The sequence below is a fragment of the Sedimentitalea todarodis genome (assembly GCF_032595355.1).
Classification (GTDB): Bacteria; Pseudomonadota; Alphaproteobacteria; order Rhodobacterales; family Rhodobacteraceae; genus Sedimentitalea; species Sedimentitalea todarodis.
The window spans coordinates 100,879-114,952 of sequence record NZ_JASMWN010000007.1 but is presented as its reverse complement, the minus strand read 5'-3'; the positions used below and the strand labels follow the sequence as shown (position 1 = coordinate 114,952).

13 protein-coding genes are annotated in these 14,074 nt (G+C 59.3%); 6 read left to right on the top strand and 7 right to left on the bottom strand.

Features of this window, described 5'->3' with window-relative positions:
* The first annotated feature begins 16 nt into the window (after window positions 1–16).
* The 4 genes from QO231_RS11170 to QO231_RS11155 are packed head-to-tail and all read left to right on the top strand — an operon-like array spanning window position 17 to window position 4,848.
* Window positions 17–1,123, top strand: coding sequence for a sugar ABC transporter substrate-binding protein (locus tag QO231_RS11170; RefSeq protein WP_316776106.1), 1,107 nt, complete (start codon window positions 17–19; stop codon window positions 1,121–1,123).
* Window positions 1,120–2,658, top strand: a complete 1,539-nt coding sequence (locus QO231_RS11165) for a sugar ABC transporter ATP-binding protein (protein ID WP_316776105.1) — start codon at window positions 1,120–1,122, stop codon at window positions 2,656–2,658. Before QO231_RS11170 ends, QO231_RS11165 begins: the two co-directional genes overlap by 4 nt.
* Window positions 2,645–3,607: an ABC transporter permease gene (locus QO231_RS11160; protein WP_316776104.1), complete on the top strand. Its 963-nt coding sequence runs from the start codon at window positions 2,645–2,647 to the stop codon at window positions 3,605–3,607. The genes QO231_RS11165 and QO231_RS11160 overlap by 14 nt, the downstream gene beginning before the upstream one ends.
* Window positions 3,604–4,848 carry a Zn-dependent hydrolase gene (locus tag QO231_RS11155; protein ID WP_316776102.1) on the top strand — a complete coding sequence of 415 codons (1,245 nt, stop codon included), beginning with the start codon at window positions 3,604–3,606 and terminating at the stop codon, window positions 4,846–4,848. The genes QO231_RS11160 and QO231_RS11155 overlap by 4 nt, the downstream gene beginning before the upstream one ends.
* Before the next feature lie 27 nt (window positions 4,849–4,875).
* Here the strand turns inward: QO231_RS11155 and QO231_RS11150 are convergent, their stop codons facing one another.
* From QO231_RS11150 to QO231_RS11125, 6 genes are all read right to left on the bottom strand, one after another.
* Window positions 4,876–5,613 (bottom strand): DUF1028 domain-containing protein, encoded by a 738-nt coding sequence (locus QO231_RS11150; RefSeq protein ID WP_316776101.1) that lies wholly within the window; start codon window positions 5,611–5,613, stop codon window positions 4,876–4,878.
* A gap of 14 nt (window positions 5,614–5,627) precedes the next feature.
* Window positions 5,628–6,431, bottom strand: a complete 804-nt coding sequence (locus QO231_RS11145; RefSeq protein ID WP_316776098.1) for an ATP-binding cassette domain-containing protein — start codon at window positions 6,429–6,431, stop codon at window positions 5,628–5,630.
* Window positions 6,428–7,273: an ABC transporter ATP-binding protein gene (locus QO231_RS11140; RefSeq protein ID WP_316776096.1), complete on the bottom strand. Its 846-nt coding sequence runs from the start codon at window positions 7,271–7,273 to the stop codon at window positions 6,428–6,430. The genes QO231_RS11145 and QO231_RS11140 overlap by 4 nt, the downstream gene beginning before the upstream one ends.
* A 1-nt stretch (window position 7,274) precedes the next feature.
* Window positions 7,275–8,111: an ABC transporter permease gene (locus QO231_RS11135; RefSeq protein WP_316776094.1), complete on the bottom strand. Its 837-nt coding sequence runs from the start codon at window positions 8,109–8,111 to the stop codon at window positions 7,275–7,277.
* On the bottom strand, window positions 8,108–9,061 hold the full coding sequence (locus QO231_RS11130) for an ABC transporter permease (protein ID WP_316776092.1): 954 nt from the start codon (window positions 9,059–9,061) through the stop codon (window positions 8,108–8,110). The genes QO231_RS11135 and QO231_RS11130 overlap by 4 nt, the downstream gene beginning before the upstream one ends.
* 67 nt (window positions 9,062–9,128) lie before the next feature.
* Entirely contained in the window at window positions 9,129–10,718 is a 1,590-nt protein-coding gene (locus QO231_RS11125; protein WP_316776090.1) for an ABC transporter substrate-binding protein, read from the bottom strand.
* A 140-nt stretch (window positions 10,719–10,858) separates the two neighbouring features.
* Here QO231_RS11125 and QO231_RS11120 point away from each other — a divergent pair, with 140 nt between their 5' ends.
* Window positions 10,859–11,464, top strand: coding sequence for a helix-turn-helix domain-containing protein (locus QO231_RS11120; protein ID WP_316776089.1), 606 nt, complete (start codon window positions 10,859–10,861; stop codon window positions 11,462–11,464).
* A gap of 495 nt (window positions 11,465–11,959) precedes the next feature.
* Entirely contained in the window at window positions 11,960–12,769 is an 810-nt protein-coding gene (locus QO231_RS11115) for a transporter (RefSeq protein WP_316776086.1), read from the top strand.
* Window positions 12,770–12,995: 226 nt separating this feature from the next.
* Here QO231_RS11115 and QO231_RS11110 read toward each other — a convergent pair whose 3' ends face one another.
* The gene (locus QO231_RS11110) at window positions 12,996–14,030 is read right to left on the bottom strand and encodes a LacI family DNA-binding transcriptional regulator (RefSeq protein ID WP_316776084.1); all 1,035 of its coding nucleotides are present in this window, start codon (window positions 14,028–14,030) and stop codon (window positions 12,996–12,998) included.
* Between the last annotated feature and the right edge of the window lie 44 nt (window positions 14,031–14,074).

Below are 14,074 nucleotides of genomic sequence, written 5' to 3'. Positions count from 1 at the left end.
AGAGGGAAACAAGAGAATGACACAGACATTCAAGAACGCCGCGATGATCCCGGCGCTGCTGCTGGCGACGAGCCTGCCCGCCATGGCGCAGGATGGCATCGCCAATGCACAGGCCAATATCGCCGCCTATTCCGGCATTCCCGAATTTGTAGCACCGGGCGTGCCGTTTGACGCCAAGGCCTGCATGGCGGACAAGTCGATCCTGACGATCCCCGCCTCCAGCGCCATTCCCTTTATCAAGGTCATTGCCGATCACAAGGGCCAGCTGGCCGAGGGGTTGGGGTTCAAACACGAGCAATGGGAGAACCAGGGCAACCCGACACAGTGGATCCAAGGTATGGAATACGCCGCAAACAACGGGTTCGATGTGATCTCGCTGCTGGCAGGAGCAGACCCGCGGTTTTTCGAACCACAGGTCAAGGCGGCACAGGAAAAGGGTGTCAAGGTCGTGACATCGCACCTGACCGGGCTCGAGATAGACGCACCTGCTGGCGTGGATTCAAACACCGCCATCGACTACAAGCAGGCGGGCAAACTTATGGCGGACTGGACCATCGCGCAGACGGGTGGCAAGACGAATGCGCTGATCCTGGTATCGAACGAAGCGTTATCGACGGACAGCCTGACCGATGGCCTGACCGAGGCGTTCGGGGCGAATTGTCCGGATTGCCAATACGAAATCGTAAATGTCCCGATTGTCGATTGGGCGACCAAGATTCAGCCGACGGTGCAGGGAAAATTACAGGCAAACGCAGATCTCAATTATGTAATTCCGATCTACGACAGCATGTCCACATTCGTGACACCGGCCATCGCCATCGCGGGCAAGCGTGACAGTGTGAAGGTCGCCACATTCAACGGCACGCCTTTCGTTCTGGACCTGATCCGCGACGGCACGGTCGAAATGGACATTGGCGAGAATCTGGACTGGATCGCCCATGCGATGCTGGACGCCGAAATGCGGCTGCTCTGCGATCAGGAGCCGATCACTGACAGCAAGGTACCGCTGCGCGTCTTCACGGCGGACAACATCGCCGAGGTCGGGAACCCGGCAGATGCCGCGATGGGCTATGGCGACGCCTATGTGCAGGGCTACCGCGATCTGTGGATGACGAACGAGTGACGACGGCTCACGCTCCACGCCTTGAGCTGCGGGGCGTGACCAAGACGTTCGGAGGGGTCCAGGCGCTGAACAACGTGGCCCTTTCGATCCAACCTGGTGAGGTACATGGGCTGCTGGGCACCAATGGGTCCGGCAAATCGACACTGATAAAGGTTCTTTCGGGCTTTCACGCGCCCGATGCCGGATCGCTTGAAATCGATGGACGACCCGTCACACTCCCGATGCCGTTGGGACGCAGCGAGGCGCATGGCCTTGCATTCGTGCACCAGAACCTTGGATTGCTGTACGAGGCGAGCGTTCTGGAAAACCTGATCGCGGGCGATCACGAGCGGCTGAACCCTTGGCGGATCAACTGGCGGGCAGAAGCCGAGCGCGCCCGCGTGCTGCTTGCTGAGTATGAGCTCGATCTCATGCCGGATCAGATCGTCGCTGACCTTTCTCCGGTTCAACGCGCGCAGCTTGCCATCGTGCGCGCCGCCGACCGCGTGCGCGAACACCGGCACTACGGCGCGCCCGGCGTACTGGTGTTGGACGAGCCGACCCCCTTCCTGCCGGAGGAGGACGTCGCCAAGCTTTTTGCGATCATGCGGCGGCTCAAGGAAAGCGGCGTGGCGATCATCTTTGTCAGTCACGACATCGACGAGGTGCTTGAGGTCACCGATCGTTCCACCGTTTTGCGCGATGGCAAGGCGATCGGAACCTATTACACCGCAAGCACGGATCGAGAAACATTGGTGCATGCCATCGTTGGCCGCGCGGTGTCGGTAGATCGGCGCGTCTCGACATTGTCCGAATCGCGGCCCATCGCGACGATTACGCGGTTGTCCGGGAAAATCCTCCGGGATGTCTCGCTGTCGGTGCGCCCAGGCGAAATACTGGGGCTGACAGGGCTGATCGGCTCGGGGCACGACGAAGTTCCGATGTTGCTGTCGGGTGCGGTACAGGCGGTGTCGGGAGATCTGATGCTGGATGGGTGCTCGCTTGACCTGACACAGTTGCGCCCTGCGGATGCTATCGCCGCCCGGATCGCTTTCATTCCGGCGGATCGTCAACGTTTGGGTATCGCGCCCGAGCTCACGCTGACGGAGAACGCCATGTTGCCCATACTGGGGCACGGCGCGTGGTTGAACCACGAAAAACTGCGCCGTGCCACGGCCGAGCTGATGAAACGGTTCACCGTCAAGGCCGACAACCCGGGACAGGCCGCGTCAGAGCTGTCGGGAGGAAACCAGCAAAAGCTGGTGCTGGGAAAATGGTTGCAACTGGGACCGCAACTGGTCCTGCTGGATGAGCCGACCCAGGGCATAGACGTGGGCGCGCGACAGGAAATCTATGACCGGGTGGCCGAAGCCTGTGCGCGCGGCGGCGCCGTGATCTGTGCCACGTCGGAGTTCGAACAACTCGAAACCATCGCGCACCGCGTTCTGGTGTTTGAGCGTGGCCGGATCAAGGCCGAGCTGAAAGGCGACGACGTGACCAAGGCATCCATCGCACAGGCTTGCTATGAAGGGGCGCAGACGCATGCGGCAGAGTGATCTCACATATCAGCTGGAACGGTTCGGATTGTTGTTCGTGTGGCTGGCGTTTATCGCCCTGTTTGGAGCTATGCGGCCTGACACGTTTCTGACCTGGTCCAACTTTTCGACTATTTTCGGGTCAGAGGCGGTGCTGGTGATCGTGACGCTAGGGTTGATCATTCCGTTGACTGCGGGGGATTTCGACCTGTCTATCGCGCAGGTTCTCACCCTTGTGTCGATGACGACCGCCATCCTGGACGCGAGGCTGGATGTACCGCTGGTCCTGGTGATTCCGCTGGTATTGGCTCTGGGTGCGCTGATCGGGTTGATAAACGGAGCGATCACACTGTATTTTCGGGTTCATTCGCTGATCGTCACGCTGGGTGTCGGGACGTTTCTGCACGGCATTACGCTTTGGATTGGCAATTCGCAGACGATCTCGGGCGTGTCTCCGATGCTGATGGAATGGGTCATTATCCAGCGGTTCTGGGGTATTCCCATCGCATTTTATTATGCCATGCTGCTGGCGGTGTTGATCTGGTACATGCTGAGCTATACAGCTTTTGGCCAGCAATTGCTCTTCACCGGACGCGGCCGTGAAGTGGGCCGGCTGACCGGTGTGGCTGTCGGGCGCGTGCGGCTGGCCGCCTTCGTCCTGTCGGGGATCATGGGCGCGATTGCCGGTATCCTCTATACCGGAACGACCGGCTCGGCGAACCCTAGCTCCGGCACGTTCCTTCTGCTGCCCGCGTTTGCGGCGGCTTTCCTTGGGGCGACATGCATCAAACCCGGACGGTTCAACCCCTGGGGCTCGGTCATCGCCGTCTATTTCCTGGTCACGGGCATCAACGGACTCTCGGTGCTGGGCTTTCGTACGTTCGTGCAGGATTTGTTCTATGGGGGTGCGTTGGTGCTGGCCGTGATGGTATCGCAACTGGTGTCAGGCCGTAAGGAGCGCGGGTTATGAACCGTCAGAATGCCATCAAGGTGAACGCGGAACGTTTGTGGGCACGTCATATGGAGCTTGCGCGCATTGGTGCCCTCGGGGAAACGGGGAGTTGCCGTTTGTCCCTGTCGGATGAGGACGCGGAGGCGCGGGATCTGTTTGCAGGGTGGTGCCGTGCGGCGGGGCTGACCCTGCACAGCGACCGGGCGGGCAACATGTTCGCGGTTCGGCCCGGCCGTGATCCGAAACGTTCGATTGTGGCGGCGGGCAGTCACCTGGATACACAGCCCCATGGCGGACGGTTTGACGGAATATCTGGCGTGCTGGCCGCGCTTGAGGTGGTTGAAGCGCTCAACGATGCCAGTGTGGAAACCGAGGCTCCCTTGGCAGTCGTGAACTGGACGAACGAGGAGGGTGTTCGTTTCGCACCGGGCTTGCTCGGTTCAAACTGGTACATTGGTGCCATCGACGATGCGGTCTTGGACGACATTCGCGCATCAGACGGTGCGCGCTTTGCGGATGAGGTCGAACGGATCGGCTGGCGCGGCGCGACACGGCCCGAGGACCTGCCGCTGGATTCGTTTTTCGAATTGCACATCGAGCAGGGACCGATCCTTGAAGCGGCGGCGGTGCAGGTTGGAGTCGTGACGTCGGTGCAGGGGCTGTGTTGGCTGGATGTCAAGGTGACTGGCATGGACGGCCATGCGGGCACGACGCCGCTGGATGGCCGACAGGACGCGCTGTTGGCGGCGGCCGCGATGCTGCTCAGGATCAACGAAGCGGGACGCGCCGAAGGCGATGAAGCGCGGGTCAGTGTCGGTCGGTTCATCCCCGAGACCGACGGGCCAAGCACGATCGTCGGCGCATTGGACTTTGTAGTCGACATCCGTCATCCGGACGAGGCGGTGCTGAAACGTCTGGAAAGCCGGTGTTTCGCGCTGTGCGATGAAACCGCCCGTTCCTATCATTGCAGGGCCGAGGCCTCGCGTCGCGTCGCAATACCGCCACGCAAGTTCGATGCAGATTGCATCGCGGCGGTGCAAGGCGCGGCGGACGATCTGGGGTACTCCAACCAGCAGATAGCCAGTGGTGCGTTGCATGATGCGTCGAATATTGCCGCTCGGGTGCCGACGACGATGATCTTCGTGCCGTGTCGGGATGGGATCAGCCACAACGTGGCGGAATATGCAACGCCGGAAGATTTGTCAGCGGGATGCGATGTGCTGCTGCACGCGATGTTGTCTCGGGCAGGACGGGTGTAAACAGCGCGCGACTGGCGTATCTGCCGGTCAGGAACCGCCGTTGCCGCCGGGGCGAAATCGCGGCGGCGTCATCAGCATGTCGGTGACGTCGGAAGGAAGGCCACCAAGCTGATTTTCGCGGGAGGGCATGCCATTCACGAACGGCAAGAGCTGATGTCGGGCCACTCCCAGAATGCGGCGCAGCTCTGCCACAGGATTGCGGTGTTCATCCACGCGCAAATCGAGCCAGGGGTATTCCTCGATGTTGAAGATCTTGAGTGCCGCGGATTGCTTGCCGCGCTTGTCTCCACCGGCGGCCTGCCCCGCTTCCATGACCAGCATCAGCCGTTCGGGGAGGTCGAGCGTGCGGCTGGCCTCGGCGGCCCCGGCCATCTGGGCGACGGTTGCGGCACCGACCAGCATGTTGCCCTGTACACTGAAGCCTTCGCCGATTTCATGACCAGCCCAATCAACGCAGGATGCTCCGGTGTAGGCGGCGGCGCGGCCTTTCGCATCGACGATGCCCAGTTGGCGGTCGTCGCGACCGGCATCGCCATCAATGAGCAAATCAAGGGTTTCCTGCGCCGACTTGCCGTCTTCCAGCAGCTTCAAGCCGTCGATGCCAAGATAAGGATTTACCCAGGATTGCGTCGCAATGGCGCCAACACCGGCTTTGACAAAGGGACAGATCGCACCGACTGCAGGAACTGCGGTTGAGACGGCGACGCCCAGCATGCCGGTTCGATCGCAACGGGCGGCAATGGAAAAAGTGTTGAGTTCAATCATGAAATGGTTCTCCTTCAGGCTTGGGCCATGATGGCCGCAGGATCGGGTACGGCGTCGATCAGCGCGCGGGTATAGTCATGTTGCGGGTTGGCAAAGATGGCATCAACGCTGCCCATCTCCACAATGCGTCCCAATCGCATGACCGCGACCGTGTCGCTGACCTGCCGGATCACCGCAAGATTGTGACTGACGAAGATGGACGTCAGCCCCATCGCCTCGCGGGTTTCGCGGAACAGGTCCAGCACCTGTGCCTGCACCGAGACATCAAGCGCGGATGTTGGTTCGTCTGCCAGCACGACCGCAGGCTTCAGGATGACGGCGCGGGCGATGGCGACCCGCTGTTTCTGGCCGCCGGACAATTGATGCGGATGGCGTGCAGCGTATTCGGCGGGCAGCCCCACCCGTTCCAGCATTTCGCTGACCCGGTCACGTCGGCTTTGGCGCGTGCCGATGCCGTGCACCTCCAACGGCGCCTTGAGGATTGCGCCGATGCTCTGGCGCGGATTGAAGGATGAGGCAGGGTTTTGAAAGATCGGCTGGACCTTGCGTCGAAAAGCCTTTTCGTCGCGACGGCGAAGGTTGACGATATCCTGACCGTCGATGACAATGCTGCCGCTCGTCGGTGGGATCAGCCCGAGAATGATCCGCAACAGCGTCGATTTCCCCGAGCCTGATTCGCCGACGATGCCCAGCGTCTTGCCGCGGGCAACCGACAGAGACACATCAGTCACCGCGGCAAACTCGGTACTTGCGCCGAACAAGCGCGTGTGTCCGAAAGTCTTTCCGACGTCGGTCAGGCTGATCATGTCGTCGCTCATCGCGCCACCGCCGGCGTCGTGTGAATGCTGGGCGTCGCATCCAGCAACATGCGGGTGTATTCGGCCCTTGGCGCGGTGAAGATCTGGCGCACGGCGCCATCTTCGACGATCTCACCGTTCCGCATGACGTAGACCCAGTCACACAATTCAGCCACGACACCAAGATCATGGGTGATAAACAGGATCGACGCGCCTTTCTGGTCTCTGATTTCACGCAGGAGTTTGAGAACCTGTGCCTGAACCGTGACATCCAGCGCCGTGGTCGGTTCATCCGCGATAATCAATTGTGGGTTCAGCGCCAATCCCATCGCGATCATTGCCCGTTGCTGCATGCCGCCGGAATACTGGTGGGGGTACTCAAGCACACGCTTTTCTGGCTCGCGAATATGGACGGAGCCCAGCAATTTTCCGGCCGCCTCCAAGGCACTTGACACGGAATAGCCGCTGTGCAGTTCCAAGGGTTCGCCCACCTGCCGCCCGATACGCATGGTCGGGTTGAGCGATTGCATTGCATCCTGTGGGATCAGGGCAATCCGATCGCCACGCAGGGCCCGCATCTCGCGTTCGCTGCGATCATGCAGCGAAGTCTCTCCCAGATGCATGGTCCCCTTGGCGATCACCGCGCGTTTGGGCAACATCCTCAGCGTGGCCAGGGATGTGAGTGTCTTGCCGCTGCCCGATTCTCCGATGATCCCGACGATTTCACGCGGCCAGATATCGATCGACACCCGATCGACGACTTTCAGGGCATCGCCACGCCGCCGCGCGAATTCGATTGACAGATCGCGAATACGTAACGTCGGTATTCTGTCTTGCAGTGCATGTTGGCGCGACTCTGTCATGTCATTCCTTCATATACGGATCGAGCACATCGCGCAGCCCGTCGCCGATCAGGTTGAACCCCAGCACGCTGAAGAAGATCGCTGCCCCCGGAACGATGCTGAGCCACGGCGCCTGACCCATGAAACCCCGACCTGTGTTGAGCATGTTGCCCCAGGACGGTTCGGGTGGCTGTGCTCCCAACCCCAGAAACGACAGTGCCGACTCCAGCAAGATCGCATAGGAAAAGGCCACCGCCGCCTCAACCAGCAGCGGGGCAAGGATATTGGGCAGGATTTCGACAAAGACGATGCGACCGTGGCCCATGCCGATGGCGCGGGCCGCTTCGACGTATTGTTCTCGCAGTACCACTTCGGTCGCGGCGCGTGCGAGACGAGAGAAGCCGGGAATGAACACGATGCCGATGGCAATCATCGCATTCAGAATTGAGGTGCCCAGGCTGGCCATGAGCACCACTGCCAGCAAGATCGCGGGGAAGGAAAAGAGAAGCTCCATGAAGCGCATCAAGACCATATCGACCAGACCGCCGAAGTAGGCTGCGGCGACCCCGATCAGGGTGCCGAAGATCAACCCGACACTGGCGGCGATGAACGCGACCTCCATCGAGATGCGGGCGGCATGGATGGTGCGTGACAGCAGGTCGCGACCCAGTTCGTCGGTGCCAAGAAGGTGGGCACCAGACGGGCTTTGCAACATCGCGACGACATCCAGATCATAGGGCGAGTAGGGCGCGATCCACGGGGCAAAGATGGCGCAGATCAGAATGAGCCCGATGATCGTTCCACCGGTAAGGACCAGTCGCCAGCGTCGCCAGTCAAAGTCGCGCAATACGGAGATCATGCCTGGCTCCCCTTGACGCGCCGGGGGTCCAGCAGGCCGACGGCAAGATCGACGATCAGGTTCACGACCAGGACGAAAACGGTGATTGTGAGTGCCGACGCCAGCAGGACCGGGAAATCGCGGTTGATGATGCCGACCAGCACCAGCGAGCCGACACCGGGCAGTCGGAAGATGTCCTCGATCACCACGGCAGAACCGAACAGGAATCCGAATTCGACGGCGGCGACATTCATGTAAGGGATAAGGCTGTTGCGCAAGGCATGCCGGCGGATGACGATGGTTTCGTTTGCGCCCTTGGCGTGGGCGGTACGGATGTAGTCACTCGACAACACTTCGATCATGGACGCACGCATGATGCGTATCAGCAACGCCGAAGAGACAAGGCCCAGTGACAGCGCTGGCATGATCATCTGTCGAAGGTTCTGAGCGGGATCGTCAACAAAGGAGGTGAACCCGCCCGGTGGCAGCCAGCGCAGGTTGAGCGAAAACACCATGATCAGAAGCGTCGCCAGCCAGAAGTTGGGGACGGCACCAAGTACAGTCGCCGCGAATGTCGTCGTCTTGTCGCTGGCTCTGGTGTGACGTGCTGCCGCCAACGTTCCCAAGGGGATCGCGACCAGATTGGCGATGAGGAAGGCAAGTGTTGCCAGTTCCAGTGTCACCGGAATACGTTTGAGCAGCTCTGGTCCCACTGGTACGGAGTTTTGAAAGCTGGTGCCGAAATCGCCGGTGATCGTCTTGGAGAGCCATTCGACGTATTGCACGACCAGTGGGCGATCAAGTCCGCGCTGCGCTTCGAAACGGGCGATGGCCTGCGGTGTTGCCTCCATCCCCAACGCCGATTTTGCGGCGGAGCCCGGCAGGATATTGATTGTCAGGAACAGCACGATGGAGGCCGCGAAGAGTGTCATGACGAACGCCGCAAGGCGGGTTGAGATCAGTCTGCCCATGAGTATTCCAACCGTCGTTTGATGCGGGGATGCCACGGGTCATGTGAACATCCCCGACGATTCACGCTCAGGTTTCGAGCCAGGCATCCTTGATGGTCTTCAGGAACCCGCTTCGCATCGGCTTGTAGTTCTTGAGCTTGTCGGTATGTGCGATCAGCAACCACGCATTGACCAGCGGCACGATAGGCATCTGCTCCAGAGACATCTCTTGCTGCTTGAGGTAATCTGCCTTGCGTTCGTCTCGGGTGGTGCCGCTCTTGGCCTTGACCAGGATCTCATCCATCGAGGCATCGCCGCTTTTCTGCACGTTGAGTGCCGTTCCACTGTGATAGTTGTTGTAGACGAAATCGTCTGGGTCGGCCAGGGGGCTGACCCAGTACATGGCGGTCATGTCAAACTTGCTCGGGGCCCAGACTTCATCCCAGTAGCGTGGAATTTCCATCGTATCGATAGAAACCTTGATGCCGACGGCGGCAAGGTTCGCCTGAATAATCGGAGCCATCGAAACCATCGCGGGGAAGGACGACGCCATGGTGAGTGAGGTTTCAAAGCCATCCGGGTGACCCGCTTCGGCCAGCAGCGCCTTGGCCTTTTCAACGTCACCGCGCGGGGCAAAGTATTCAAGGTCTGCATAGGCCCAGTTCCATTCGGGAATCACACCGCCTAGGATCGGTGTTGCCTGGCCAAAGAACGTTCCCGCGACAATGGCCGAACGATCAATCGCATGGGCGATGGCCTGTCGCACCAGAGGGTTGTCCATCGGCGACCGGTCATGGTTCGGCAGCAGCCAATAGAACCGCGAACCTTCGAGCGTCTGCCCTGTTATGCCGGGCGTGGATGAAACGGTTTGCCAGTCTTTCGGTGGAATCTCATTGGAGAAGTTGACGGTGCCCGACAGGACCGCATTTGTCAGCGCGGTCACATCCGCAATCAGGTGCATTTCGAGTCCGTCAAAATGCGGTTTGCCTTCTTCGTAGAAATCCCCGTTCTTTTCGAACGTGATCATCGAGCGTGGCTGATACGAAACGAACTTGAACGGCCCGCTGCCTACGGGTTGTGCGTTCAGGTCGTGGCCGGCTTCGAGCAGGTTCTTGGGCACGATGGAAGAACCGGGGAACGCCATGTAGGTCAGGAACGGCCCCGTTGGGGCGCTCAGATCAAAACGCACGGTATAGGGATCGATGGCGGTGACCTCTTGGATCGTGGCCACCTGTGAATCGTAGGCATAGCCCGAGTCTGGCGCGCGCAGACGGTCAAAGGTGTACTTCACGTCCTCTGCCGTCAGATCGTCGCCATTGTGGAACTTTACACCCTGACGCAAAGTGAAGGTATATTGCATACCGTCGTCGCTGACCTCATAGCCTTCAGCAAGATCGGGGTAGGGCTGTGCATCGGGGTCGAGCGACATCAATGTCGAATAGATTTGTTCGATGACGACATGGGACATGCCGGACGGACCAAGCGCGGGATCCATGCCCGCCGGATCGGCAGAAAAGGCAAGTTTCAAGACGCCGCCGTCAACGGGTGTCATGTCCTGCGCCTGCGCCCGGAGAGTCATCGCGGGCAGCAGGGCCATTGCCGTACCGGATGCGAGGAACGCGCGGCGGCTAAGGGCAGGCTTGTGTTTTTGCAAAGAAATTCTTCTTGTAATGGCCATTCTAACTCTCCCTGAGTTTCGGGGTGGTAATCATGGAAACGAAAACTTGAATTGACTTGAAGCATATGACAGTTTCTTGATCAGTCAATCCTGGTAGTGCAGATTGCTGATCAGAAATCGCGCTGAGGAATGCTTGCCCAATGAATGAACGTCACCAGACGGAGAGTCAGACCACGACGCGGGATACGAGGGCCGCGGTCGGGGACAAGCTGCGCCATGCCCGACGCAAGCAAAATCTGACGCTCAAGGCAGTGGCAGACCGGGTCGGATGCTCGGAAAGCATGTTGTCCAAGATAGAGCGGGGCAGGGTGGCCCCCGGCCTCGACCTGCTGGCGCGGCTCGCAGAATCGCTGAATGCCTCGGTCGCGGCGCTGTTCAGCGAAGCCGAAAACATGGGTGTCGTCGTCTATCAGAATGGCGAGCGTCCGACGATAGAAGTCGGAGGTGGTCAGGACGATGTAGAACCCACGGTGTTGCAACGCCTTGTCCCACTGGCAAAGGGGCGTTTGTTGAACGGCAATGTCCATGTTGTCCCTCCCGGAGGCGGATCCAGCGGCGCGTTGATCCACCAGGGAGAGGAGGTCGGTTTCGTTGTCGATGGATTCATCGAATTGACGGTGGACGGCAAGGTATCCCTCCTTGGGGCGGGTGCCTCATTCTATTTCTCGTCCACCCTGCCGCACAGCTACCGCAACATCGGCACAGACGTGGCCCGCATCGTCTGGATCAACTCACCGCCATATTGAACGTTCTGTCGCCGCTCCTGTTGCCGAGGTCCAGTCGTGGCCTGGCAGACTGGTGGCCAAGTTGGCTGACGTTACAAACGATAGTATGGGCAATGCCGGAGTGTTTCATCCGGTATGGCGTGGCCAAAGAGCATTTGCTCGTCTCGTGACGTCCTTTCTTGTTCCGTCCGCAACGCCATCACCCCTCCAGAGTTGAAGCGCGCAGCCTGTAGAGCGACAATACTGCTGGATAGGGGCGCAGGATGATCACGCCGCGATAATACAAGGCTATTGTATCCGATCATTGATACCATACATGCGCTGTGTTTCACTGTTGTGCCCTTGGCCATTTGCCCACTGGGCGCCAGCGCGACATCTCAGACCGTGGACACGAAAATGGCAGAGTTGCCACAGCTGACGCGTATCTCACCAGGCCGTTACCCGTTGATCGTCGCCTGTGCTAAACTCTGTGTAGAGTGGTGCCTAAAGGCTTGATTCCAGAAAAGGATACCCGTCTTGTTCAATCAGCTCAAAGTCTCGGCCCTTGTCTGCGGGCTTCTCTGCGCGGCGTCCCTGGCTTCGGCTCAAAGTGGAGGGGGTGGCGCGGATCTGGCGAAGAAGCTGTCCAACCCGGTGGCCGATCTGATCAGCGTGCCATTTCAGTACAACTACAATAACGGCTATGGGGCCGATGGCGAGGGGCAGCAAAGCTACGTCAATGTCCAGCCGGTCATTCCGATTTCGATCAGCCCAAACTGGAACGTTATCTCGCGTACGATTATTCCGCTGATCGATCAGGACGGGGTGATTCCCGGAATGGGCTCGCAATCCGGCGTCGGCAACATCACCCAGAGTTTCTTCTTTTCACCCAAGGCTCCGACCAAGGGCGGCTTGGTCTGGGGGGTCGGACCCGTCATCCAACTTCCGACCGCCAGCGACGATCTGGCGCCTGACCAGTGGGCGCTTGGCATTACCGGCGTGGCGCTGAAACAGTCGGGTCCCTGGACGATCGGCGCGCTCGGCAACCATCTCTGGTCGGTCAGCGGCGAGGACGAGTATGGCAAGCTATCGGCGACCTTCCTGCAGCCCTTCCTGTCCTACACGACGCCCAAGGCCACTTCTTTTTCCATCAACACCGAAAGTATCTACAATTGGGAGACGGAAGAGTGGTCGGTGCCAATCAACATCGCGGTGGCCCAGGTCGTGAAGATCGGCAAGCAACCGGTGCAGTTCAGCCTTGGCGCGCGCTACTGGGCCAAGAGCCCCCAAGATGGCCCGGACGGATGGGGCGCGCGGTTCCAGGTGACTTTGCTGTTTCCAAAGTAGCAATTGCAGATTGTGCGGGACTGTCCCGTGGGTAGCGACAATTCAACAGTCTCGGGTCGATGCGCGCCGTCGGGCTTTGGAACTGTTCATGTTGCCATATCGTATATCAACTGCGGTCACGCATTTCATTGACGGTGACCAACCTTAACCCAAGAGTTTGCGACACAACTCGTGGCGGTGAAAATCTGCTGTGTGAACCGGTAGAAGCGGCCATATGATACCCACCCTAGCAATTCATGTTGGGCCGAGCGGTCGTCCCGCGCACCACGCATTGCAATTCACATCTGTAGCGAAAGACCTGATTGTTTTCGCTGGTGATCGCTTGGGTTAACTGATCGCCCGCGATTTTGCCGATTTTCTGGGCGGGGATACGAATTGTGGTCAAGCCGGGTTCCATGTCTTCGGAGCCGACGAAATCCCCAATGCCGATCACCGAGACGTCACCCGGCACGTTCAAACCCATATGCTGTGACGCGAACACGGCACCTTGTGCGATGACGTCGTTGCCGCACAGGAGTGCCGTGGGACGGTGATCAAGCGCCAACAGATCAATACAGACCTGCTTGGCCTGAGCGATGCTGTATGGCGTTTGCGTGCGCCAGAAATCCGGCACCGTGACGGCCGATTCAGCCAGGGTCGCAAGAACGCCTGACTGTCTGTCCCCGGCGCGGTCATTGCCTGAGACAGATGGAAAAACCAGTCCGATTTTCCGATGGCCCAACGACAGCAGATGCTGGGCCGCGAGCCTCCCGGCCAGCACATTGTCAGCGCCAACACAGGACATCGTCGACTCCTGCATGTAGTTCCAGATCGCAATGGTCGGAATGTCCTGCTGTTCGATCATGTTGAAGCTTGCCGTGGTATGTTCAAAACCGATCAGAGCAATGCCATCCACCCGGTGTTCCAGCAATTTGCGCAGCATGGCGTATTCACGATCGAGGTCATAACCGTGTGAGGTAATCAACAGTGTGAAACCCGCAGCGTCGATCGCATCCGAGAAGGACTGAATCACTTGCGAAAAGATCGTGTGGTTGATGGTGGGCACGATCAGGCCAATGGTGCCGCTGCGCCGTCCGTGCATGGTCTGCGCCGCTCGATTGCGGATGTAACCCAGCCTTTCAACCGCCCGGGTGATCTTTTTGCGAGTCGCGGGATTGACCATTTGTGGGTGATTGAAGCTGCGCGATACGGTGGAAGGCGAAACACGCGCGGCCTTTGCCACAGCGATAATGTCTGCTTTTCTGGTTTTTTTATCAATCATTTAGATGCCATAATCATCAATCTTATGAAAACATTTGCATTACT

Coding starts and splice junctions, on each gene's coding strand:
- QO231_RS11170 (WP_316776106.1), top strand. CDS start 17: ATGACACAGACATTCAAGAACGCCGCGATGATCCCGGCGCTGCTGCTG.
- QO231_RS11160 (WP_316776104.1), top strand. CDS start 2,645: ATGCGGCAGAGTGATCTCACATATCAGCTGGAACGGTTCGGATTGTTG.
- QO231_RS11155 (WP_316776102.1), top strand. CDS start 3,604: ATGAACCGTCAGAATGCCATCAAGGTGAACGCGGAACGTTTGTGGGCA.
- QO231_RS11150 (WP_316776101.1), bottom strand. CDS start 5,613: ATGATTGAACTCAACACTTTTTCCATTGCCGCCCGTTGCGATCGAACC.
- QO231_RS11145 (WP_316776098.1), bottom strand. CDS start 6,431: ATGAGCGACGACATGATCAGCCTGACCGACGTCGGAAAGACTTTCGGA.
- QO231_RS11140 (WP_316776096.1), bottom strand. CDS start 7,273: ATGACAGAGTCGCGCCAACATGCACTGCAAGACAGAATACCGACGTTA.
- QO231_RS11135 (WP_316776094.1), bottom strand. CDS start 8,111: ATGATCTCCGTATTGCGCGACTTTGACTGGCGACGCTGGCGACTGGTC.
- QO231_RS11130 (WP_316776092.1), bottom strand. CDS start 9,061: ATGGGCAGACTGATCTCAACCCGCCTTGCGGCGTTCGTCATGACACTC.
- QO231_RS11125 (WP_316776090.1), bottom strand. CDS start 10,718: ATGGCCATTACAAGAAGAATTTCTTTGCAAAAACACAAGCCTGCCCTT.
- QO231_RS11120 (WP_316776089.1), top strand. CDS start 10,859: ATGAATGAACGTCACCAGACGGAGAGTCAGACCACGACGCGGGATACG.
- QO231_RS11110 (WP_316776084.1), bottom strand. CDS start 14,030: ATGATTGATAAAAAAACCAGAAAAGCAGACATTATCGCTGTGGCAAAG.